The 24,041-nt window shown below is 61.8% G+C and carries 19 protein-coding genes and 1 tRNA gene; 2 read left to right on the forward strand and 18 right to left on the reverse strand.

From position 1 onward, the window contains the following. Nucleotides 1-52 precede the first annotated feature (52 nt). The 17 genes from E4O97_RS17090 to leuC form a co-directional block, all read right to left on the reverse strand. Nucleotides 53-128: transfer RNA gene (locus tag E4O97_RS17090), tRNA-Val, on the reverse strand. Nucleotides 129-235: 107 nt separating this feature from the next. Then, nucleotides 236-1,000 carry an SDR family oxidoreductase gene (locus E4O97_RS17095; protein ID WP_248161826.1) on the reverse strand — a complete coding sequence of 255 codons (765 nt, stop codon included), beginning with the start codon at nucleotides 998-1,000 and terminating at the stop codon, nucleotides 236-238. 11 nt (nucleotides 1,001-1,011) lie between these two features. Then, a complete protein-coding gene (locus tag E4O97_RS17100; RefSeq protein ID WP_122734599.1) occupies nucleotides 1,012-2,223 on the reverse strand; it encodes an O-succinylhomoserine sulfhydrylase in 1,212 nt (403 codons plus the stop codon). Between the two features lie 65 nt (nucleotides 2,224-2,288). Continuing rightward, nucleotides 2,289-3,794 (reverse strand): amidophosphoribosyltransferase, encoded by a 1,506-nt coding sequence (purF, locus tag E4O97_RS17105; RefSeq protein ID WP_003192537.1) that lies wholly within the window; start codon nucleotides 3,792-3,794, stop codon nucleotides 2,289-2,291. Between the two features lie 41 nt (nucleotides 3,795-3,835). After that, a complete protein-coding gene (locus tag E4O97_RS17110) occupies nucleotides 3,836-4,393 on the reverse strand; it encodes a CvpA family protein (RefSeq protein ID WP_005789751.1) in 558 nt (185 codons plus the stop codon). Between the two features lie 249 nt (nucleotides 4,394-4,642). Next, a complete protein-coding gene (locus tag E4O97_RS17115) occupies nucleotides 4,643-5,299 on the reverse strand; it encodes an SPOR domain-containing protein (protein ID WP_032880251.1) in 657 nt (218 codons plus the stop codon). Next, complete coding sequence (gene folC, locus E4O97_RS17120; protein WP_248133207.1) at nucleotides 5,283-6,590, reverse strand: bifunctional tetrahydrofolate synthase/dihydrofolate synthase; 1,308 nt, start codon at nucleotides 6,588-6,590, stop codon at nucleotides 5,283-5,285. Before folC ends, E4O97_RS17115 begins: the two co-directional genes overlap by 17 nt. Further along, nucleotides 6,587-7,507, reverse strand: coding sequence for an acetyl-CoA carboxylase, carboxyltransferase subunit beta (gene accD, locus E4O97_RS17125; RefSeq protein WP_005789754.1), 921 nt, complete (start codon nucleotides 7,505-7,507; stop codon nucleotides 6,587-6,589). The genes folC and accD overlap by 4 nt, the downstream gene beginning before the upstream one ends. A gap of 244 nt (nucleotides 7,508-7,751) precedes the next feature. Further along, complete coding sequence (locus E4O97_RS17130; RefSeq protein ID WP_005789755.1) at nucleotides 7,752-8,384, reverse strand: phosphoribosylanthranilate isomerase; 633 nt, start codon at nucleotides 8,382-8,384, stop codon at nucleotides 7,752-7,754. Between the two features lie 63 nt (nucleotides 8,385-8,447). Next, complete coding sequence (truA, locus tag E4O97_RS17135) at nucleotides 8,448-9,272, reverse strand: tRNA pseudouridine(38-40) synthase TruA (RefSeq protein ID WP_005789756.1); 825 nt, start codon at nucleotides 9,270-9,272, stop codon at nucleotides 8,448-8,450. Nucleotides 9,273-9,455: 183 nt separating this feature from the next. Next, nucleotides 9,456-11,963, reverse strand: coding sequence for a FimV/HubP family polar landmark protein (locus E4O97_RS17140; protein ID WP_248133208.1), 2,508 nt, complete (start codon nucleotides 11,961-11,963; stop codon nucleotides 9,456-9,458). A gap of 161 nt (nucleotides 11,964-12,124) precedes the next feature. Next, entirely contained in the window at nucleotides 12,125-13,135 is a 1,011-nt protein-coding gene (locus E4O97_RS17145) for an aspartate-semialdehyde dehydrogenase (RefSeq protein WP_103733783.1), read from the reverse strand. A gap of 252 nt (nucleotides 13,136-13,387) precedes the next feature. Continuing rightward, the gene (gene asd, locus E4O97_RS17150) at nucleotides 13,388-14,500 is read right to left on the reverse strand and encodes an aspartate-semialdehyde dehydrogenase (protein ID WP_005789767.1); all 1,113 of its coding nucleotides are present in this window, start codon (nucleotides 14,498-14,500) and stop codon (nucleotides 13,388-13,390) included. Between the two features lie 64 nt (nucleotides 14,501-14,564). Beyond that, nucleotides 14,565-15,647, reverse strand: a complete 1,083-nt coding sequence (gene leuB / locus E4O97_RS17155) for a 3-isopropylmalate dehydrogenase (protein WP_248161792.1) — start codon at nucleotides 15,645-15,647, stop codon at nucleotides 14,565-14,567. 53 nt (nucleotides 15,648-15,700) lie between these two features. Next, complete coding sequence (locus E4O97_RS17160; protein WP_078821854.1) at nucleotides 15,701-16,465, reverse strand: class I SAM-dependent methyltransferase; 765 nt, start codon at nucleotides 16,463-16,465, stop codon at nucleotides 15,701-15,703. Nucleotides 16,466-16,602: 137 nt separating this feature from the next. Beyond that, nucleotides 16,603-17,247, reverse strand: coding sequence for a 3-isopropylmalate dehydratase small subunit (leuD, locus tag E4O97_RS17165; RefSeq protein WP_003192559.1), 645 nt, complete (start codon nucleotides 17,245-17,247; stop codon nucleotides 16,603-16,605). 10 nt (nucleotides 17,248-17,257) lie between these two features. Then, the gene (gene leuC, locus E4O97_RS17170) at nucleotides 17,258-18,676 is read right to left on the reverse strand and encodes a 3-isopropylmalate dehydratase large subunit (protein ID WP_005789773.1); all 1,419 of its coding nucleotides are present in this window, start codon (nucleotides 18,674-18,676) and stop codon (nucleotides 17,258-17,260) included. A 140-nt stretch (nucleotides 18,677-18,816) separates the two neighbouring features. Between leuC and E4O97_RS17175 the strand changes: the two genes are divergently transcribed. Continuing rightward, nucleotides 18,817-19,707, forward strand: a complete 891-nt coding sequence (locus E4O97_RS17175; RefSeq protein WP_005789775.1) for a LysR family transcriptional regulator — start codon at nucleotides 18,817-18,819, stop codon at nucleotides 19,705-19,707. A 66-nt stretch (nucleotides 19,708-19,773) separates the two neighbouring features. After that, nucleotides 19,774-23,094, forward strand: a complete 3,321-nt coding sequence (locus E4O97_RS17180; protein WP_248128644.1) for an EAL domain-containing protein — start codon at nucleotides 19,774-19,776, stop codon at nucleotides 23,092-23,094. Here the strand turns inward: E4O97_RS17180 and E4O97_RS17185 are convergent. Next, nucleotides 23,033-24,013: a tRNA-dihydrouridine synthase gene (locus E4O97_RS17185; protein WP_005789777.1), complete on the reverse strand. Its 981-nt coding sequence runs from the start codon at nucleotides 24,011-24,013 to the stop codon at nucleotides 23,033-23,035. The genes E4O97_RS17180 and E4O97_RS17185 overlap by 62 nt on opposite strands. Between the last annotated feature and the right edge of the window lie 28 nt (nucleotides 24,014-24,041).

Consider the following 24,041-nt stretch of genomic DNA (forward strand, 5'->3'; position numbering starts at 1 on the left):
CGGTGCAACCTTTAAAATTGCGTCTTGCCACAAGTGCAAGACTCTCAAGAAGTGGTGGGTGATGACGGGATCGAACCGCCGACCCTCTGCTTGTAAGGCAGATGCTCTCCCAGCTGAGCTAATCACCCTTTGCTTCGTTGAGGCCGCGAAATTTACGCAGGTAGCGGACCTAAGTCAATAGCCTGCTTGAAGTTTTTCTGAAAAAGACAAAATCACTTCAAGACGGCTAACCGCCCTACTCGCTGTAAATCATCTTCTTGCTCATGCCACCGTCCACTACAAACTCTTGCCCGGTGACAAACCCGGCCTGACGCGACAGCAACCAGGCCACCATCGCCGCCACGTCCTCTACCGTACCGACCCTGCCCGCCGGATGCTGGGCATGATCAGCATCGGTGAGCGGCTCCGCACGGCGTGCAGCAGGATCACGCGCATCAATCCAGCCAGGGCTGACCGCATTGACCCGAACCTCTGGCCCCAGGCTCATGGCCAAGGCGTGAGTCAGGGCCAGCAAGCCACCCTTGCTCGCCGCGTAAGCTTCGGTATCCGGCTGCGATTGACGGGCCCGGGTCGATGCCAGGTTGACGATCGCACCGCCGTGGGCGCGCAGGTACGGCGCGCAATGCTTGGCCAACAGCATCGGCCCGCCGAGGTTCACCGCCAGCACGCGATTCCAGTACGCCAGATCGAGGCTTTCCAGGGTGATATTGCGCGGGTCAGCCACGGCGGCATTGCAGACCAGCGCGTCGAGTCGCCCGAACTGCCCCAACACCTCGGCAACCCCCTGGGCCACTTGCTTCTCGTCGGCCACGTCCATGGTGATGAACCAGGCGTTATCACCCAGCACCTTGGACACCTTGGCGCCGCGCTCGCGGTCAAGGTCGGTCAACACCACCTGCCAGCCTTCGCTGATCAGCCACGCGGCAATCCCCAGGCCAATGCCCCGCGCCGCGCCCGTTACCAGTGCAACGCGCCCGTTACTGGCCGCTGCGGCCTCCATGGACCACTCGATCACAAGGCCGCCAGCCCGCGGGCCAGGTCTGCCTGCAAGTCTGCTACATCTTCCAGGCCCACCGCGATACGGATCAGGCTGTCACGGATACCGGCCGCTTCACGCTCCTGCGGCGCCAGGCGCCCATGAGAGGTGGTGCTCGGGTGAGTGATGGTGGTCTTGCTGTCACCCAGGTTGGCGGTAATGGAGATCAAGCGCGTCGCATCGATAAAGCGCCAGGCGCCGTCTTTGCCGCCCTTGACTTCGAAACTCACCACCGCACCAAAACCACGCTGCTGGCGCTGGGCCAAGGCGTGTTGCGGGTGGCTCTTGAGGCCAGCGTAGTGCACCTTCTCGATACCATCCTGCTGCTCCAGCCACTCGGCCAGGGCCTGGGCGTTGGCGCAATGGGCTTTCATGCGCAGGCTGAGGGTTTCCAGGCCCTTGAGGAAGATCCAGGCGTTGAACGGGCTCAGGGTCGGGCCGGCGGTACGCAGGAAGCCCACCACTTCCTTCATCTGCTCGCTGCGCCCAGCCACCACGCCGCCCATGCAACGGCCCTGGCCGTCGATGAACTTGGTTGCCGAGTGCACCACGATGTCCGCACCCAGCTTCAGCGGTTGCTGCAAGGCCGGGGTGCAGAAGCAGTTATCCACCACCAGCATCGCACCCTTGGCGTGGGCGACTTCGGACAGCGCAGCGATGTCGACCAACTCGGCCAGCGGGTTCGACGGCGATTCGACGAACAGCAGCCTGGTATTGGCCTTGATCGCCGCATCCCAGCCGGACAAATCCGCCAGGGGCACGTAATCCACTTCGATACCGAAGCGCTTGAAGTACTTCTCGAACAGGCTGATGGTCGAGCCGAACACGCTGCGCGACACCAGCACATGGTCGCCAGCGCTGCACAGGCTCATCACCACCGCCAGGATGGCCGCCATGCCGGTCGCGGTCGCCACAGCCTGCTCAGCGCCCTCCAGGGCCGCGATACGCTCTTCGAACGCGCGCACGGTCGGGTTGGTGTAGCGCGAGTACACGTTGCCCGGCACCTCACCGGAAAAACGCGCCGCAGCGTCGGCCGCCGTGCGGAACACATAGCTTGAGGTGAAGAACATCGGGTCACCGTGCTCCCCTTCCGGGGTGCGGTGCTGGCCGGCGCGCACAGCCAGGGTATCGAAAGCTACGCCATCGAGGTCGCTGTCCAACCGACCGGCATCCCATTCCTGACTCATGCTGCGACTCCTTACTCAATACGTTATTTAAGATACAAAACCGGCCCCTCAGGGCCGGTATCTACTCAGTTGTTGTACAGGTCGATGATCGCGCTGACCGCCTGGGTCTTGATCTTGGACGAGTCGTTACGCGCCTGCTCGATCTTGTTCAGATAAGCCTCGTCGACATCTCCGGTCACGTACTTGCCGTCGAACACGGCGCAGTCGAACTGCTCGATCTTGATCTTGCCCCCGCCAACCGCTTCGATCAGGTCCGGCAGGTCCTGGTAGATCAGCCAGTCGGCGCCGATCAGGTCGGCCACGTCCTGGGTCGAACGATTATGCGCAATCAGCTCATGGGCGCTCGGCATGTCGATACCGTACACGTTCGGGTAACGCACCGCAGGCGCCGCAGAACAGAAGTACACGTTCTTCGCCCCGGCTTCGCGGGCCATCTGGATGATCTGCTTGCAGGTGGTGCCGCGTACGATGGAGTCGTCCACCAGCATCACGTTCTTGCCGCGGAACTCAAGCTCGATGGCGTTGAGCTTCTGACGCACCGATTTCTTGCGCGCAGCCTGGCCGGGCATGATGAACGTACGGCCGATGTAGCGGTTCTTGACGAAGCCTTCGCGGAACTTGACGCCCAGGTGGTTGGCCAGCTCCAGCGCAGCGGTACGACTGGTGTCCGGAATCGGGATAACCACATCGATGTCGTGCTCTGGACGCTCGCGCAGGATCTTCTCGGCCAGCTTCTCGCCCATGCGCAGACGCGCCTTGTAGACCGACACACCGTCGATGATCGAGTCGGGACGCGCCAGGTAGACGTGTTCGAAGATGCACGGGGTCAGCTTCGGCGCAACGGCGCACTGGCGGGTGTGCAGCTTGCCGTCTTCGGTGATGTAGACAGCCTCGCCCGGCGCCAGATCGCGGATCAGGGTGAAGCCCAGTACATCCAGGGACACGCTTTCGGACGCGATCATGTACTCGACGCCTTCGTCGGTGTGACGCTGGCCGAACACAATCGGGCGGATGCCGTGGGGGTCGCGGAAACCGACGATGCCGTACCCGGTGATCATCGCCACCACGGCATAACCACCGACGCAACGGTTGTGCACGTCGATCACGGCAGCAAACACGTCTTCTTCGGTCGGCTGCAACTTGCCGCGCTGGGCCAGTTCGTGGGCGAACACGTTGAGCAGCACTTCCGAGTCGGAACTGGTGTTGACGTGGCGCAGGTCAGATTCGTAGATCTCCTTGGCCAGCTGTTCAACGTTGGTCAGGTTACCGTTGTGCGCCAGGGTGATGCCGTAAGGCGAGTTGACGTAGAACGGTTGAGCTTCGGCCGAAGTCGAACTACCGGCAGTCGGGTAACGCACATGGCCAATGCCCATGTGCCCGACGAGGCGCTGCATGTGACGCTGATGGAACACGTCACGCACCAGGCCATTGTCCTTGCGCAGGAATAACCGGCCGTCGTGGCTGGTCACAATACCGGCAGCGTCCTGGCCGCGGTGCTGGAGGACGGTTAGCGCGTCATACAGCGCCTGATTGACGTTCGACTTACCGACGATACCGACGATGCCACACATGCGACGCAACCCCTACTTAATGAATCTTGACTGAACACAGCTTACTGAGGCGTTTGCGCCGGCAAGAGGTGTTCCTTGAACGGAAGATCAGCGGGTACGCTGATTCCGCTGGCCAGCCACTGACTGCTCCACCCCAATATGAGGTTCTTGGACCAATCTGCAACCAATAGAAATTTTGGCACGAGTACAGACTCCTGCCACCACGAATCCTGCTGTACCGGCCCCAGGCTCAACAGCCCGACCGCCACAACCACCAGCAACGCGCCACGCGCGGCGCCGAAGGCCATGCCGAGAAATCGATCGGTCCCGGAGAGGCCGGTGACACGTATCAATTCGCCAATAAGATAATTGACCATTGCCCCCACCAGCAGCGTGGCGATGAACATGATGGCGCAGCCCGCGATGACGCGAGCCGAAGGTGTCTCTATGTACCCGGCCAGGTAGACCGACAGTGAACCACCGAACATCCAGGCTACGACTCCTGCGATGATCCAGGTCAGCAACGACAGTGCTTCTTTTACGAAGCCGCGGCTCAGACTGATCAAAGCGGAGATGGCGACGATTGCAACGATCGCCCAATCAACCCAGGTAAATGGCACAGTGCAGCCTACGTACGGATAAGGCGGCGCATTTTAGCAGAGCGCCGGGCTATCGGTAAGCGGTGATTGCGGCTGCTTTGCAAATCAATAGATTGGGCGGTGTGAACGCCATTTCAAGCCCACCATAAACCAATGTGGGAGGGGGCTTGCTCCCGATTGAAGTGTGTCAGTATCAGATGTACTGACTGACCCACCGCTATCGGGAGCAAGCCCCCTCCCACACTTAGATTGCGTTAATGCCTGCTTGAATCAGCCGCGCTCTGGCTGGAAGCGCACCACAAACCCATTGAGGTTCTGCTGGCGGCCCAGCAAATCGCGCAGGCGATCAGCCTCCGCGCGCTCGATCAGCGGCCCGACAAACACACGATTCTTGCCATCGGCACTGCGGATATAGGCGTTATAACCCTGGGCACGCAGCTTTTTCTGCAAGGCGTCGGCACTTTCGCGATTGGCCAGGCTGGCGAGCTGGATCGACCAACTGATCGGCAGGCCATTGGGATCAATGCGGCTCTGGCCCACATCCGGTTTACCCGGCGCAGCAGGCTGCGGCGCCACAGGCTTGGGCGTTGGCGCCGGTGCAGGCGGTTTGGCAGCGACAGCCGGTGCCGGCGTCGGCTTGACCACCGGCACACTTGGCTGCACCGGCATCGAAGGAGCCGGTTGCGTGGCGACCTCCTCCTCGACAGGTACAGGTTCTTCCGGCAACGCCTGAGGCTCGGGCACCACCACCGGCTCGACCTGAACCTGGGGCACCACCGGCGCCTGGGGCGCAGCGGGCGCCTCAACCACCACCTGGCGCTGCTCATCCTGGCGGGAAAACAGCATCGGCAGGAAAATCACCGCCAACGCCACCAATACCAGGGCTCCAACCATTCGCTGCTTGTATGCGCTATCCAGTAATGCCATGTGCAGCTTCCTCCGTGGAGCGCCGGGCCAGCCATTCGAGCGCCTCGGCAACACAATAAAATGATCCGAACAACAGGATTTCGTCCTCTGCCGTAGCCACCGCACACTGCGCTTCAAGGGCGGCAGTGATGCTTGCATACGACGTCACGGGCGCGCCAAGGTTCTGCAAGGCGGTCTGCAGCTCAACCGCCGGCCGGCTGCGCGGCGTATCCAGCGGCGCAACAGCCCAAGACTGAACACTGCCAAGCAACGGCGCAACCACCCCATCCAGATCCTTGTCGGCCAACAGCCCGAACACCGCCAGGCGACGGCCGGCCGGTGGCGTGCGCGCCAGGCGCTGCGCCAAATAGTGAGCCGCATGGGGGTTGTGCCCCACATCCAGCAACAGGTTCAGGCGCTTGCCTTGCCAGTCGAGCACCCGACGATCCAGGCGCCCCACCACTTTCGTCGCCCGCAGGGTTGCGCCGATCTGCTCGGCATTCCACGGCAGATCCAGCAGCAAATAGGCTTGCAGCGCGAGCGCAGCGTTTTCCATCGGCAGGTTCAGCAGCGGCAAATCAAGCAGCTCGACCACCTTGCCACGGGCATCACGCCCGCGCCATTGCCAATGGGTCGCACCGATATCGAGATTGAATTCACGGCCGCGCAGGTAGAACGGGCAATCCAGCTCGCGCACCTTGTCCAGCAAAGGTTGCGGCGGATCCACGTCGCCACACAGCGCCGGCCTGCCCTGGCGGAAAATCCCGGCCTTTTCATAGGACACGGACTCGCGGGTATTGCCCAGGTAGTCGGCATGATCAACACCGATGCTGGTGACCAGCGCCAGGTCGGCATCCACCACGTTGACCGTATCCAGGCGCCCGCCGAGGCCGACTTCCAGTACGACCACATCCAGTTGCGCACGCTCAAACAGCCAGAACGCCGCCAGGGTGCCCATCTCGAAATAGGTCAGGGAAATATCGCCACGCCCGGCATCCAGGGCAGCGAAGGCTGCGCACAACTGCTCGTCCGTGGCTTCGACGCCATTGAGCTGTACCCGCTCGTTGTAGCGCAGCAGGTGCGGCGAGCTGTACACGCCGACCTTCAGGCCCTGGGCCTGCAACAGCGCCGCGACAAAGGCACAGGTGGAGCCCTTGCCATTGGTGCCGGTCACCGTGATCACACGCGGTGCCGGCTGGCCCAACCCGAGGCGGGCCGCTACCTGTTGCGAGCGCTCCAGGCCCATGTCGATGGCGGACGGATGCAACTGCTCAAGGTAGGCGAGCCATTCGCCCAGGGTACGTTGGGTCATAGGTTTGCAGGCACCGGCGGCACGACGATTGGCTCGACTTTAGGCGCGACGTACACAGGCGTCGGCAGGCCCATCATTTGCGCCAGCAGGTTACCCAGACGTGGACGCAGTTCGCCACGCGGGATGATCAGGTCGATAGCACCGTGCTCCAACAGGAACTCGCTGCGCTGGAAGCCTTCCGGCAGCTTCTCGCGCACGGTTTGCTCGATCACACGCGGGCCGGCAAAACCGATCAGCGCCTTGGGCTCGCCGACGATCACATCGCCGAGCATCGCCAGGCTGGCGGAAACGCCGCCGTAGACCGGGTCGGTCAGTACCGAGATGAACGGAATGCCTTCTTCGCGCAGACGCGCCAGTACCGCCGAGGTCTTGGCCATTTGCATCAGGGAGATCAGCGCTTCCTGCATACGCGCACCACCGGAGGCGGCGAAGCAGATCATCGGGCAACGGTTTTCCAGGGCGTAGTTGGCCGCACGCACAAAGCGCTCACCGACGATGGCGCCCATGGAACCGCCCATGAAGGAAAACTCGAAGGCCGAGACCACCACCGGCATGCCCAGCAGCTTGCCGCTGACCGAGATCAGCGCGTCCTTCTCGCCGGTCTGCTTCTGCGCACCGACCAGACGGTCCTTGTACTTCTTGCTGTCGCGGAACTTGAGACGGTCGACCGGCTCCAGGTCAGCGCCCAGTTCGTTGCGGCCATCGGCATCCAGGAAGATGTCGATGCGCGCGCGCGCGCCGATACGCATGTGGTGATTGCACTTGGGGCAAACATCCAGGGTCTTTTCCAGCTCCGGGCGGTACAGCACCGCGTCGCAGGACGGGCACTTGTGCCACAGACCTTCAGGAACCGAGCTTTTCTTCACCTCGGAACGCATGATCGAAGGGATCAGTTTGTCTACTAACCAGTTGCTCATGCTTTCTTTCTCCAGTACCGGTGGCTTGAACACAGCCCCGCGTATGCCCTTGAGCTAAATTCATATGTGGCGATGATGCCTGCGGGACGGGGTCAGACGTTGGACCTGCCATTTCCCGCCTGCATCCTCAGCCTTCCAGACAACCTGCCAGCGCAGGGTTGCCACTTCATTTCCGGGCCACCCACAGGCGGCGCCGGGCTGTTTTACACAGTGGTAGTTATGGACGGCGGCAGACTGCCAGCCGTCACATCCCGCCACTGCTGTTGCGCACGGCCTGCATGAATGCGCGAATCCTGTTGTGATCCTTGATGCCCTTGCCCTGCTCCACCCCACCGCTGACGTCCACGGCATACGGCCGCACCTGCTCGATGGCAGCGCCGACGTTCGCAGGGTTGAGCCCACCGGCCAGGATGATCGGCTTGCTCAACCCTTCGGGAATCAGCGACCAATCGAACGCCTCACCCGTACCACCCGGTACGCCTTCGACGTAGGTGTCGAGCAGGATCCCGCGAGCGCCGATATACGCGGCACACGCCGCGGCGATATCGTCGCCCGTCTTGACCCGCAACGCCTTGATGTACGGGCGCTGATAACTTTCACACTCATCAGGCGTTTCATCGCCGTGGAACTGCAGCATGTCCAGCGGCACCGCATCCAGGGTTTCATTGAGTTCGCAGCGACTGGCGTTGACGAACAAGCCCACGGTGGTCACGAAAGGCGGCAGCGCCGCAATGATGGCCCGCGCCTGCAGCACATTCACCGCGCGCGGACTTTTGGCATAAAACACCAGACCGATGGCATCGGCCCCTGCCTCGACTGCCGCCAGCGCGTCTTCTATGCGGGTAATCCCGCAAATCTTGCTGCGAACGGCTGACATGTCGTAGGAACCTCAGGGTTGGACCGAGAAAGTCCCGGATGTTAACAAAAGCTTTTCCGGGCGTCAGCCGCCAAGTTCACTGAAACCTGTGAGGAAGTGTGGCCCGATAAAGCGTTCCGGCAACTGGAACTCGTCGCGGTACTCCACATCCACCAAATACAGGCCAAATGGGTGCGCCGTGACGCCGCCCGTGCGACGAATGCGGCTTTCCAGCACTTCCCTGGCCCACTCAACCGGGCGCTCGCCGGTGCCGATGGTCATCAGCACGCCGGCAATGTTGCGCACCATGTGATGCAGGAACGCTCCGGCGCGAATATCCAGCACGATCATCTTGCCGTGGCGAGTGACCCGCAGGTGGTGAACTTCCTTGATCGGCGACTTGGCCTGGCACTGGCCGGCGCGGAAGGCGCTGAAGTCATGCACGCCCACCAGGTGCTGCGCGGCCTCGGCCATGCGCTCGGCATCCAGTGGGCGGTGGTTCCAGGTAATTTCTTCATTGAGATGCGCGGGCCGGATCTGATCGTTGTAGATCACGTAGCGGTAACGCCGGGCGATGGCCTTGAAGCGTGCATGAAAATGCGCCGGCATGACCTTGGCCCAGCTCACACTCACGTCGTGGGGCAAATTGATATTCGCCCCCATCACCCAGGCCTTCATCGACCGCTCGGCCTGGGTGTCGAAGTGCACCACCTGGCCACACGCGTGTACGCCAGCGTCGGTACGCCCGGCGCACATCAGCGACACCGGCGAGTCAGCGACTTTGGACAGGGCGTTTTCGAGGGTTTCCTGCACCGTCAGCACGCCGGAGGCCTGACGCTGCCAGCCGCGATAGCGCGAGCCTTTGTATTCCACGCCCAGGGCGATGCGGTAAAAGCCGGCGGCCGCCATTTCGGCGGCCGCGTTATCTATATTTGCCAAGAACTGAGAGCCTGATGAGTTGCGCAAAGGCGGGCATTATAAAGGCGTCGGATGCCTGACGGGCGTTTTGTTATGGATCGATGCCAAACAAATGTGGGAGGGAGCATGTCGAATCGTCGCACCGCCCCTCCCACACTGTTATAGCGCCTGGCTTTAGATTCGGCCGAGCATTTCCTTGGCTTCGCCACGCTGGTCTTCGTTGCCTTCGACCAAGACTTCATCAAGGATGTCTTTAGCGCCATCGGCATCACCCATGTCGATGTAAGCCTGGGCCAGGTCGAGCTTGGTAGCGACTTCATCCGTGCCTGAGAGGAAATCGAAATCCGGTTCATCATCACCGCCCAGCGCGGCATCCTCGGCCGTGAAGGTCGGCTCGATCGGCGGGTGCTCCAGGCTCTGGGACAATCGGTCCAACTCGGCATTGACGTCGTCCAGTTCCGAGGCAAACGCATCGGGCTTGGCTGCCGGGGCCGTCGGCTCATCAGCCAGGGACAGGTCAAAGTCTTCCGGCAACTCGAATTCGTCCAGCGCGGCAGGTGTCAGGGTGGGCGGCTCGACAGGCGGCACGTCCTTCATCTGCTCCTCAAGTCCCGAGAGGAAGTCGTCATCGGATTTCGACGCTGGCGGATCCAGTTGCAGGTCCAGATCAAAGTCCGAGAGATCCTGCGCATCGGCCTTGGCCTCAGTCTGTTGTTGCAGCAGCGCTTCAAAGGTTTGCTGGTCCCGGGCGATCTCGGCCGGCGAGGCAGCTTCCAGCTCATCCAGGCTAAGGTCAAAATCGTTGTCGAAGGTGTCCGCCGGCTCAGGCGCGGCCGGCTTGTCATCGAGCAAATCCTTGACGTACTGCGCATCGAGAGCCGCAGCAGCCACGGCGGCGCTGACGCCCGCTGCCAGCACGGCCATGGCCGGGAAGCGGCTCTTGAGCTGCTCGACCTGGGCGTGGTTCTCACCGTTGGCGACCAATTGGCGCTCCTGGGTGACGAAGCCGTCCTTGTCGTTCTGCAGGCCGTAGACTTCCATCAGCTTCAAACGCAGGTCGCTGCGCTTGGGCTCATGCTTGATGGCTTGTTCAAGCACATCAGCCGCCTGGTTCAGGTGGCCGCGGTCGATATGGGACTGGGCCTGAGCCAATGCATCGCTGGAATTCTCCTGGGCAACAGCGACGGCCAGGGGTGCGAGCACGGAAGCGACAGTCGGCACGACAACCGGCTCAGCCACCGGGGCAGGCGCTGGCGCGGCGCCCAGCTTGACGCTCGGCGGCGGCACTTCAAGGCCTTCAAAACTGTCGGGCGGCAGGTCCTGGTCAATATTGGGTGTGAACTCAGGCTCTTCGGCCAGCGCCCGCGCCATGCGCAGATGCTTTTCCTCTTCGCGGCGGGCATTGCGATGGCGCGCCCACAGCAACAGAAGCAGCAGCACCACCAGGATGCCTGCCCCGCCAATGATGCCGAGGATAATAGGGTTGGTCAGCAAGTCATTGAACTTGCCTTCGGTGGTAGCAGGTGCCGCGACCGGCTTGGGCGGTTCAGCGGCGGGTGCAGGGGTTGCAACGGGCGCCGCAGGCTCTGCTGCGGGCTCACCTGCCAGCTGCGCAGGGATTGCAGCCGTAGCCGGCTCACCGTTTTGCGCCTGCAAGCGAGCCAACTGGTCATTCTTCAACTGAATCAGCTTTTGCAACTTGTCCAACTGGCTTTGCAAGTCGGCGGCGCGGCTCTTCAGTTCTTCGTTATCGCGGCGGGTGGTGTCCAGCTCTTCCTGGGTCATCGCCAGCTTGTCGCTCAATGCGCGGTTATCACCGGCCTTGCCCTTCGTACCTTGCTTGGCGGCTTCGGCCGAGACCAGGCTCAAGTTGTCCCTGGCCTGGGTGCTCGTCGGCGCATTGCCGGCCTGGGTACGCTTGGTCGCATCCAACTGCGCCTTGCCGGCCACTTGGCCCTTGGGGGTACGACGGCCCTGACGCCATGCGGCGTTCTGCGCGCTGACTTCGGCGATCGCTTGAGGCTGCGCCAGCGCCGTACTTTGCGTGACATCTGGCAGGCGCAGGACCTGGCCGGTTTTCAGGCGGTTGATATTGCCATCGATAAAAGCGTCAGGGTTGAGCGCCTGGATCGCCAGCATCGTCTGCTGGACCGAGGCGCCGTTACGATTCTTCGCGGCGATTTCCCACAAGGTGTCGCGGGACGTGGTGGTGTGCTGGGCGGGCGTGCCGGCGGCAGGTGCGGTACTGGCCGGCGCGCTGGCAGTCGGTGCCGGCTGGTCGAACTTGGCCGGGTCGAGCAGTACGCTGTAGTCACGCATCAAACGGCCATTGGGCCATTGCACCTGCAGCAGGAAGCGCACATAGGAATCGGGCAGCGGCTTGCTGGAGGTCACGCGCACCACGCTGCGACCTTCGGGGTTGATCACCGGGGTGAACGTCAGGTCATCGAGAAACGCCTGGCGGTCAACGCCCGCATCCACGAAGGCCTGGGCAGAAGCCAGGCTCGGAGTGATCTCGGCCGCCGTGAGGCCGCCCACATCACGCAATTCGATTTCCACCGACAGCGGCTGGTTCAACTTCGACTTGAGGGTCATCTCCCCAAGTTGCAGCGCCTGCGCCATACCGGAGGACAGCGCCGAGGCGGCCGCTATTGCTAACACCAGTTTGCGAACTTGAACCATAGCCTCATCCTTTGTTTGAACGCTCCCCGCCCTGCGAGAAGGTTGGTAACCGCTGCCATAAGGCATGGCGAGCCGATAGGTCACCGACGCGCTTGTGTTTCACTTGGGACCAAGCATAGCGCCTGGCTAGAATCAATCTACAAATTGCCGCCAAGTATCTTTTACACAAGGCCTTTTATCAACAACTGCGCCAGCTCCACAGCGTTCAGGGCCGAGCCCTTGCGTACGTTATCTGACGTCAACCACAGATTTAGTTCCGCGGGGTCGTCGACACCTGCACGTACGCGTCCTACGTAAACCACATCCTGGCCGACCGCATCGCCTACAGCCGTTGGGTAATCGCCCTCCTCAACCAGCTCGATACCCGGCGCAGCATCGAGTGCACGGTTGACTGCGGCCAGATCGACCGGCGCGGCCAATTGCAACGACACTGTCAGGCTATCGCCGAAAAACACGGGGGCTTGAACGCAGGTTGCGGAAATCTTTAGCAAAGGTGTTTCCAGCACGGCACGCAGCTCGTGTACGAGGCGTTTCTCCAAGGCTGTATGACCTTGGGCGTCTGGCGTACCGACTTGAGCCAGCAAGTTGAACGCCATTTGCCGATCGAAGAACTTCGGCTCCAGTGGACGCACGTTCAATAACTCAGCGGTCTGCCGCGCCAACTCGCTGACGGCCTCCCGGCCCTGGGCAGAGACCGCCAGGTTGGCGGTGACATTCACGCGCTGGATGTCCACCAAACCCCGCAACGGCGCGAGCACTACCGCCAGGTAGGTGGCAGACGGGCTTGGGCTGGCGAGCTGGAACGGCTTTTTCAAACCGTTCAACACCTGGGCGTTGGCCTGCGGCACCACTGGCGGCGCCTGTTCGGCAGGCAATGCACCGGACAAGTCGATCACCGAACAGCCAGCGGCTGTGGCGCGCGGGGCGAAACTCAGGGTCACCGCCGGGCCTGCTGCGAAGAACGCCAACTGCGCCTTGCTGAAATCGAACTCGTCGACCTCTTTGACCCGCACGTTCTTGCCACGAAACGGCACCGAAGCCCCCGCCGAGTTGCTGCCCGCCAGCAAATACAGTGTGCCTACCGGGAAATCCAGTTCTTCGAGGATCTGCACCAGCGTTTCACCCACGGTGCCGGTGGCACCGATTACGGCGATTTCAAAGGTCTGGGTCATGGGGGCTGCCTCGGGCATTGCAGGGGGGAGCGGCACTTTACCGGGTGGCTGGGGGTGAGGCAATTAGCCTGGGCCTTGTGGTGTGGCTGATGGCGCTATCGGGAGCAAGCCCCCTCCCACACTTGCCCTCCATTTCAAGGTTGGAACTGGGTTGAATGTGGGAGGGGGCTTGCTCCCGATAGCGCCCGACAGAACAATAAAAAACCCCGCGCCTGTCACCAGAGCGCGGGGTTCTTCAATGCAAGAAAGCGATCAACGCTCCAGCAAAATCCGCAACATGCGACGCAGCGGTTCAGCCGCGCCCCACAGCAGCTGGTCGCCGACGGTGAACGCACCGAGGAACTGGCTACCCATGTTCAGCTTGCGCAGACGGCCCACCGGTACATTCAGGGTACCGGTGACCTTGGTCGGGCTCAGCTCCTGCATGCTGATATCGCGGTTGTTCGGCACCAGCTTGACCCAAGGGTTGTGCTGGCTGATCAAGCCTTCGATATCGGCGATCGGCACGTCTTTGTTCAGCTTGATGGTCAACGCCTGGCTGTGGCAACGCATGGCGCCAATGCGCACGCAGATGCCGTCCACCGGAATCGGGTTCTTGAAGCGACCGAGGATCTTGTTGGTCTCGGCCTGAGCCTTCCACTCCTCGCGGCTCTGACCGTTGGGCAGTTCCTTGTCGATCCACGGGATCAAGCTACCGGCCAATGGCACGCCGAAGTTCTCGGTCGGGTAGGCGTCGCTGCGCATGGCTTCGGCCACACGACGGTCGATGTCGAGAATCGCGCTGGCCGGGTCGGCCAGTTGATCGGCGACAGCGGCATGGGTCGCGCCCATCTGCTTGATCAGCTCGCGCATGTTCTGCGCACCGGCACCGGAAGCCGCCTGATAGGTCATGGCACTCATCCACTCGACCAGGCCGGCTTCGAACAGGCCACCGAGCCCCATCAGCATCAGGCTGACGGTGCAGTTGCCGCCCACGTAGTTCTTGGTGCCGGCATCCAGTTGCTGGTCGATGACCTTACGGTTGACCGGATCAAGGATGATCACCGCGTCATCCTGCATACGCAGGCTGGAAGCGGCGTCGATCCAGTAACCCTGCCAGCCGGCTTCGCGCAGCTTGGGGAAGACTTCGCTGGTGTAGTCGCCACCCTGGCACGTCAGGATCACGTCGAGGGTCTTCAACTCTTCAATGCTGTAGGCGTCCTTGAGCGGGGCAATATCCTTGCCCACGGACGGCCCTTGGCCACCTACGTTCGAAGTGGTGAAAAACACCGGCTCAATAAGATCGAAATCCTGCTCTTCCAGCATCCGCTGCATGAGCACGGAACCGACCATACCGCGCCAACCGATCAGACCTACACGTTTCATCGCAACTACACCTTGTTAAAAAGTGGGCCGCCTTGCAGCAACAACTGCAAGCGGGCCCGAGAGATTACAGATTCCGCAGCGCGGCGACTACTGCGTCGCCCATTTCTTGCGTTCCGACCCTGGTGCAGCCCTGGGACCAGATGTCCCCGGTGCGCAGGCGCTGGTCCAGTACCAGGCTGACGGCTTTCTCGATCGCGTCGGCCGCTTCACTCAGGTTGAAGGTGTAACGCAGCATCATCGACACCGACAAAATGGTCGCCAGCGGGTTGGCAATGCCCTGGCCTGCGATGTCCGGCGCCGAACCGTGACACGGCTCGTACATGCCCTTGTTGTTGGTGTCCAGGGACGCCGACGGCAACATGCCGATGGAACCTGTGAGCATGGACGCCTGGTCGGACAGGATGTCGCCGAACAGGTTGTCGGTGACGATCACGTCGAACTGCTTGGGCGCACGCACCAGTTGCATCGCGGCGTTGTCGACGTACATGTGGCTCAGTTCGACGTCCGGGTAATCCTTGGCCACTTCCTCAACGATTTCGCGCCACAGTTGGCTGGAGGCCAGCACGTTGGCTTTATCCACCGAGCACACCTTTTTGCCACGCACACGGGCCATATCGAAACCGACCCGGGCAATACGGCGGATTTCGCTCTCGCTGTACGGCAGGGTGTCGTAGGCCTGGCGCTCGCCATTTTCCAACTCGCGCACGCCCCGTGGCGAGCCGAAGTAGATACCGCCGGTCAGCTCACGCACGATCAGGATATCCAGGCCCGCCACCACTTCCGGCTTGAGGCTTGAGGCATCGGCGAGTTGCGGGTAGAGGATCGCCGGGCGCAGATTGCCGAACAGGCCCAGTTGCGCGCGGATTTTCAACAGGCCGCGCTCCGGGCGGATGTCACGCTCGATCTTGTCCCACTTCGGGCCGCCCACGGCGCCGAGCAACACGGCGTCGGCCGCCCGGGCACGGTCCAGGGTTTCGTCAGCCAGGGGCACGCCGTGTTTGTCGATAGCGGCGCCGCCGATCACGTCGTGGCTCAGCTCGAAGCCCAGGCTGTACTTGGCGTTTGCAAGCTCCAGCACCTTGACCGCTTCGGCCATGATTTCCGGACCAATACCGTCGCCAGGGAGAATCAGAATCTGCTTGCTCATGGGTTCCTCATTTCATCAAGCGACCCGCCCGTGGGCAGGTCGGGAAAAATCAATCAACGCTGGGCAAAGACCACCAGCACGTCGGTGCTGAAGGTGCCGTCGGCCTGAATTTCGTAATAATCGCGCACTTCCTGGCCCATCGCCCTTTGCAGCTCAAGGATTGCCGCACGCAGCACCTCTGGCGTGCGCATGCGCTCGACCCACGAGGTGTACTCCAGGCGCAGGCGCTGGCGCAGACTGTTACGCACATGCAGACCGGACTCGCTGAGTTGCTGCATCCACTCGGCGGCGGCGTAATCTCGCACGTGGCTGGTGTCGCGCAGCACTTCGACGGTTTGCAGGTAAGTGTCCAGCAATGGGCTACCCGGTGACAAGACATCCACAAACGCCGCCACCCCGCCCGGCTTGAGCACGCGGCGCACTTCCCGCAGGGCCAGGCCCAGGTCACTCCAGTGGTGGGCCGAATAACGGCTGAACACGAAGTCGAACTCGCCATCGGCGAACGGCAGACGCTCGGCGGCGCCGTGGACGGTGCGGATATTGTGCAGGCCGCGATCTTTCGCGGCGGCGGTGACCACGTCGAGCATCTGCCGGGACAGGTCATAGGCCACCACTTCTTTAACCAGAGGCGCCACCTGGAAACTCACATGACCGGCACCGCAACCCAGGTCCAGCAGCCGTGCAGCGCCCTGCCCGGCCAGCTCGGCCTGCAGCAGCGCAAACTCGGTGCCCTGGGCGTGCACGGCACTGCTCAGGTAGGCCGCAGCCTGTTCGCCGAATTGTTTTTGCACGACTTGGGTGTGGGCGGTGGTAGTCATGGGCTTTCCTCAATGGACCTTGTGGTGTTTGTTCTGGCCCTATCGGGAGCAAGCCCCCTCCCACATGTTGATATGCGAACGCATTCAAATGTGGGAGGGGGCTTGCTCCCGATGGCGGCGGTCCTGCCTACCGCAAATCAGGCATCGCGAAACAACCAAGGCTGGCTCGCCCGATGTTTGGCTTCAAACGCCGCAATCGCATCGCCGTCCTGCAAGGTCAGGCCGATATCGTCCAGGCCGTTGATCAGGCAGTGCTTGCGAAACGCATCCACTTCAAAGTGATAGACCTTGCCGTCCGGACGGGTGACGGTCTGCGCGGCCAGGTCCACGGTCAACTGATAGCCCACATTCGCTTCCACTTGCTGGAACAGCTCATCCACTTCGGCATCGCTCAAGATGATCGGCAACAGGCCGTTCTTGAAGCTGTTGTTGAAGAAGATGTCGGCATAGCTGGGCGCGATGATGCTGCGAAAGCCGTACTCTTCCAGGGCCCACGGCGCGTGTTCACGGCTGGAGCCGCAACCGAAGTTTTCCCGGGCCAGCAACACACTGGCACCCTGATAGCGCTCGGCATTGAGCACAAAGTCTTTGTTCAGCGGGCGCTTGGAGTTGTCCTGGTAGGCGTAGCCCACATCCAGATAGCGCCACTCATCGAACAGGTTGGGGCCAAAACCGGTGCGCTTGATCGACTTCAAGAACTGCTTGGGGATGATCTGGTCAGTGTCCACGTTGGCACGGTCCAACGGCGCTACAAGACCTGTGTGCTGGGTAAAAGCTCTCATCGGGTATTCCTCAGATCAATTCGCGAACGTCGATGAAACGACCGTTGACGGCAGCGGCGGCGGCCATGGCCGGGCTGACCAGGTGGGTGCGGCCACCGGCGCCCTGACGCCCTTCAAAGTTACGGTTGGAGGTGGACGCGCAATGCTCGCCCGACTCCAAACGGTCCGGGTTCATCGCCAGGCACATCGAACAGCCTGGTTCACGCCATTCAAAACCGGCTTCGAGGAAGATCTTGTCCAGGCCTTCAGCTTCGGCTTGCGCCTTCACCAGGCCGGAACCCGGTACCACAATAGCTTGCTTGATGGTCGAGGCAACCTTGCGGCCCTTGGCGATCACCGCCGCGGCGCGCAGGTCTTCGATCCGCGAGTTGGTGCAGGAGCCAATGAACACGCGATCCAACTGGATGTCGGTGATCGCCTGGTTGGCTTTCAAGCCCATGTACTTCAAGGCACGCTCGATGGAGCCGCGCTTGACCAGGTCGGCCTCTTTGGCCGGGTCCGGCACGTTCTGGTCAACGGCCAGGACCATTTCGGGCGAAGTGCCCCAGCTGACTTGCGGCTTGATCTGCGCAGCGTCGAGTTCGACCACGGTGTCGAACACCGCATCGGCGTCGGACACCAGGTCTTTCCAGGCTTCGACGGCGGCGTCCCAATCGGCGCCTTGCGGGGCAAACGGGCGACCTTTGACGTACTCCACGGTTTTCTCATCCGCCGCCACCATGCCCACACGGGCACCGGCCTCGATGGACATGTTGCAGATGGTCATGCGCCCTTCGATGGACAAGTCGCGAATGGCGCTGCCGGCGAATTCGATGGCGTGGCCGTTACCGCCGGCGGTGCCGATCTTGCCGATCACGGCGAGCACGATGTCCTTGGCGGTCACGCCAAACGGCAATTGGCCTTCGACGCGTACCAGCATGTTCTTCATTTTCTTGGCGACCAGGCACTGGGTGGCGAACACATGTTCCACCTCGGAGGTGCCGATGCCATGGGCCAGGGCGCCGAACGCACCGTGGGTAGAGGTGTGGGAGTCGCCGCAGACCACGGTCATGCCCGGCAAGGTCGCACCCTGCTCCGGCCCGATCACATGGACGATGCCCTGGCGCACGTCATTCATCTTGAATTCGGTGATGCCGTATTCGTCGCAATAGTCGTCGAGGGTTTGCACCTGCAAACGCGAAACCTGGTCGGCAATGGCCTCGATACCGCCCTTGCGCTCAGGAGTGGTCGGCACGTTGTGGTCCGGCGTGGCGATGATGGAGTCGACGCGCCAAGGCTTGCGCCCGGCCAGTCGCAGGCCTTCGAACGCTTGGGGCGAGGTCACTTCATGGATGATGTGACGGTCGATATAGATCAGCGACGATCCATCATCGCGACGTTTCACTTCATGGGAATCCCAAAGCTTGTCGTAAAGCGTTTTGCCGGCCATCAGTCGGTCCTCATCAGCGGTGTTTCTATACGCCGGGCTTTTCAATAACCCTTTGGCTTGTGAGGCTGATGGTATGGCGCTACATTAAATAACTCAAATTCATATTTTTTATACTTTGGATTACCAACTGGAATAGCACCATGGATCTGGCCAACCTCAATGCTTTTATCGCCATCGCCGAGACCGGCAGCTTCTCGGGGGCCGGCGAACGCCTGCACCTGACGCAGCCCGCCATCAGCAAACGCATCGCGGGCCTGGAGCAGCAATTGAAAGTGCGCTTGTTTGATCGCTTGGGCCGTGAAGTCGGCTTGACCGAAGCCGGCAGGGCCTTGCTGCCGCGCGCTTATCAAATCCTCAACGTGCTGGACGACACCCGCCGCGCCCTGACCAACCTTACAGGGGAAGTCAGCGGGCGCCTCACTCTGGCCACCAGTCACCATATAGGCCTGCACCGCCTGCCACCGATCCTGCGCACCTTCACACGGCAATACCCAAACGTGGCACTGGATATTCAGTTCTTGGATTCAGAAGTGGCCTACGAAGAAATACTCCATGGTCGCGCCGAAGTGGCGGTAATCACCCTGGCGCCCGAGCCCCACCATCTGGTGCGCGCCTCGCCGGTATGGGATGACCCGCTGGACTTTGTGGTAGCGCCGGAACACAGCCTGATCAGCAACGGCTCCATCAGCCTGGCCGATATCGCCAGGCACCCGGCGGTGTTTCCCGGCGGCAACACCTTTACGCACCATATTGTCAGCCGCCTGTTCGAAGCCCAGGGGCTTGCGCCAAATATTGCGATGAGCACCAACTACCTGGAAACCATCAAGATGATGGTGTCCATAGGCCTGGCCTGGAGCGTGTTGCCGCGCACCATGCTCGATGATCAAGTGGCAAGTATCGCTTTGCCGGGCATACAACTCAGTCGCCAGCTAGGCTATATCGTGCATACAGAAAGGACGCTATCGAACGCTGCGCGGGCTTTCATGAGCCTGCTGGATGCACAGGTCGATCTGCCAGGGTTACCGGCATGACACTGTGCGGCCTCGGGTTTCAAAGAAAACCGCGCTGTCTTCTCACCGAGCCAAGGCCCATTGACAATGCGCAACCCCGGCGACCCCGTACCCCCCCTGCCCCGCATCTACGCCCTGGACCCCCAAGCGGCGGAGCAAAGCTGGGACAGTGCCCCGCAATTGCTGGCAGCCCTGAATGCCGCCCGGCTGGGCGCCTGGTGCTGGGAAATCGACACGGGAAGAATCAGTTGGTCACGGGGTACTCAAGCGTTATTCGGCTTTGACCCGCATCAACCCTTGCCCAAGGACCTCGACTACCTTGACTTGCTGGCCCCGCAAGACAGCGCACGGGTGGTGCGTGGTTTTCACGCGGTCCTGGCAGGAGAGCCGTTCGAACGGGCCATGCACCATCGCATCCAGTGGCCCGATGGCAGCCTGCACTGGCTGGAAATCAGCGGCAGCCTCGCGCCGGAAAAAGCCGGACGGCGCCGCATGATCGGAGTGATCCGCGAGATCACCCATCAGCGCGACCGCGAACACGCCCTCAGCCACTCCGAAAAGCGCTTCGCCACATTGTTCCATTTATGCCCGAACATGGTGCTACTGACCCGCCAGGCCGATGGCTTGATCAGCGAAGCCAACCAGTATTTCGAAATGCTGTTCGGCTGGCCGGTGGCCGATGCCATCGGCCGTACCACCCTGGAACTGGGCCTGTGGCGCCATCCGGAGCAGCGTGCACTGCTGGTCAAGGCCACCCAGCGCAAAGGCGAACCCATCACCATGGAGGTGCAGTTCTGCGCCAGCAACGGCCAGATCCACGACGGCACCCTCAGCGCCCAGAAGGTGGAACTGGACGGTGAGGCTTACCTGATCAGCACGTTCCTGGACACCACCGAACGCAAAAATGCCGAGCAAGCGCTCAAAGACAGCCAGGAGCGCCTCGACCTGGCCCTGGATTCCGCGCAACTGGGCACCTGGGATTGGCACATCCCCAGCGGTATGCTCTACGGCTCGGCCCGCGCCGCCCAACTGCACGGGCTCGAACCGGCGCCCTTTCATGAATCCTTCGATGCGTTTTTCGAAGGGATGTCCGACCAGGATCGCGAGGGTATGCGCAATGCCTACCGCAGCTTGCGTGAAGGCCCGGACGGCAACTACCAATTGACCTACCGCGTGCAGTTGGAGGACGGCAGCCCACGCTATCTGGAAAGCCGTGCGCGCCTGTACCGCGATGAAGCAGGCAAACCCCTACGCATGGCGGGCACCTTGCTGGATATCACCGACCAGGTCGAACGCGAGCAACGCCTCACCGCCTCCGAGGAAAAATTTGCCAGCCTGTTCCAGGCCAGCCCCGACCCTATCTGCGTGACCTGCCTGGAAAGCGGCGCCTTTATCGAGATCAACCCGGCGTTTACCCAGACCTTCGGCTGGACAGCCGCCGAAGTACTGGACAAAAGCGCCGAACAAATCGGCCTGTGGGACGACTCCAGCAAGCGCCTGCAACGCATCGAGCAGGTGATTCGCGAGCAGGCCCTGAGCAATGTGGCCATCGTGGTGCATCACAAGGACGGCCAAAGCCTGACCTGCGTCATCTCCAGCCGCTTGATCAAGGTCAGCGACCAGCCCTGCATCGTCACCACTCTTCGGGACATCACCCAGCAGCAACGCTCGGAAGCCGCCCTCAAGGCCAGTGAAGAGAAGTTCGCCAAGGCGTTTCACTCCAGCCCCGACGCGATTTCAATCACCGAACGCGACACCGGCCGTTATGTGGAGGTCAATGACGGTTTTTGCCGCCTGACCGGTTACCGCACCGAAGAAGCCATCGGCCTGACCCTGTACCAGATCGGCATCTGGGCCGATGAAAACCAGCGCGCGGCATTATTGGCCGAGTTGCAGATCAAGGGCCGCATCCATCATCTGGAAATGCTCTGGCACAACAAACGAGGCGAGGTGCTGGCGGTGGAGGTCTCGGTCGAGCCGATCACCCTGAACGAAACCCCCTGCCTGCTGCTGACCGCACGAGACGTCAGCCTGCTGAAAAACGCCCAGGCGCAGATCCGCCACCTGGCCTATCACGACCCGCTCACCAACCTGCCCAATCGCGCACTGCTGATGGACCGCCTGAGCCAGCAGATCGCCCTGCTCAAGCGCCACAACCTGCGCGGCGCCCTGCTGTTCCTCGACCTCGACCACTTCAAGCACATCAACGATTCCCTCGGCCACCCGGTGGGCGATACCGTGTTGAAAATCGTCACCGCACGCCTGGAAGCCAGCGTGCGCATGGAGGACACCGTGGCACGCCTGGGCGGCGATGAGTTTGTGGTGCTGCTCAGCGGTCTTGAGGGTAAGCGCCAGGAGGTCAGCGACCAGGTGCAAAGCGTGGCCGATACATTGCGTGAGTTGCTGTCGGAGCCGATGTTCCTTGACGGCCATCGTTTGCAGGTCACGCCCAGCATCGGCGTGGCGCTGATTCCCGACCACGGCACCACGCCAGCCGATTTGCTCAAGCGTGCCGACATCGCCCTGTATCGCGCCAAGGATTCAGGGCGCAATACCACGCAGATGTTTCACAACAGCATGCAAAAAACCGCCAGTGAGCGCCTGCGCATGGAGACCGACCTGCGCCTGGCCCTGTCACGCGGCGAGTTCAGCGTGCATTACCAGCCCCAGGTGGATGCGCGTGGCAACCGGATTGTGGGGGCCGAGGCCCTGGTGCGCTGGCAACATCCGCAACTGGGCGCGCAGTCGCCGACGGAATTTATCAAGGTATTGGAAGACAGCGGCCTGATCCTGGAAGTCGGCACCTGGATTCTCGATGAAGCCTGCGGCGCCTTTGCCCAGTTGATTGCCGACGGTCTGGTAGACCCGCTCAATTTCAGCCTGTGCGTGAATATCAGCCCGCGGCAGTTTCGCCAGAACGACTTTGTGGAACGGGTAGAACACAGCCTCAAGCAGCATCAACTGCCCTCCAGCCTGCTGAAACTGGAGATCACCGAAGGCATCGTGATCCAGAACCTGGACGATACCGTGGCGAAGATGCGTCGCCTGAAAAAGCTCGGCGTGAGCTTCGCAATGGATGACTTCGGCACCGGCTACTCATCCCTGACCTACCTCAAGCGCCTGCCCGTGGATGCATTGAAAATCGATCAGTCATTCGTACGCGATGCCACCCACGACCCTAATGACGCGGAGATCATCCGCGCCATCGTAGCCATGGCGCGCAGCTTGAACCTGGACGTGATCGCCGAGGGCGTGGAAACCCCGGAGCAACTGGCGTTCCTGCAAAAGCTGGGCTGCCATTTATTCCAGGGTTATCTGCACAGCCGTCCGTTGCCGATAGAAGGCTTCAGGCGGTTGCTGGAACAGGGTCGAGCGGGACCGGATGCTGCATGCCCAGCAGACGGCTGACGCATTGCAGGTCGGTCTCGCGGCGCAGCGCGGTGAACAGCTCCACCGCCTGCGGGTAGTTGCGCGTCAGCATCGCCAGCCATTGCTTCAAGCGGCCGGGTGCCTGTTTTTCAGTCAGTTGCGCCACCGACTGGCGCCAGAACTCCTGAAGCATCGGCTGCATCTGCGCCCAGGTCATCTCGACCACTTCCTCACCGGCCTTGGCCGCTACAATCTGCCTTGCCAGGTCAGGACGCGCCACCAGGCCACGGCCGAGCATGATGTCTTCGGCGCCACTGATTTCACGGCAACGCTTCCAATCTTCGACGCTCCAGATATCACCATTGGCAAATACCGGCACCTTGACCACGTCCTGCACCCGCGGGATCCACTCCCAGTGGGCCGGCGGCTTGTAGCCATCGGCTTTGGTGCGCGCGTGGACGACGATATGCGCAGCACCGCCCTCGGCCAACGCGGTGGCGCATACCAGCGCGCCATCCGGACTGTCGAAGCCCAGGCGCATCTTGGCGGTCACGGGAATGTGGGCGGGCACGGCACGGCGCACGTGCTCGACGATCTGGTTGAGCAGCTCCGGCTCCTTGAGCAGCACCGCGCCACCCCGGGACTTGTTGACGGTCTTGGCCGGGCAACCAAAGTTCAGGTCAATCACCTCAGACCCCAGCTCGCAGGCCAGGGCAGCGTTTTCGGCCAGGCACACCGGGTCGGAGCCGAGCAGTTGCACACGCAGCGGCACACCCGCAGCGGTATGGGCACCGTGCAGCAGTTCCGGCGCGAGCTTATGGAAATACGCAGGGGTGAGCAGGCGGTCGTTGACGCGAATAAATTCGGTCACACACCAATCGATACCGCCCACGTGGGTCAACACGTCCCGCAGGATGTTGTCGACCAACCCCTCCATGGGCGCCAAAGCAATTTGCATGGAAAACACTCAACAAAAATCGTGGCGC

The organism is Pseudomonas sp. W15Feb34 (assembly GCF_023127765.1).
Taxonomy (GTDB): Bacteria; Pseudomonadota; Gammaproteobacteria; order Pseudomonadales; family Pseudomonadaceae; genus Aquipseudomonas; species Aquipseudomonas synxantha_A.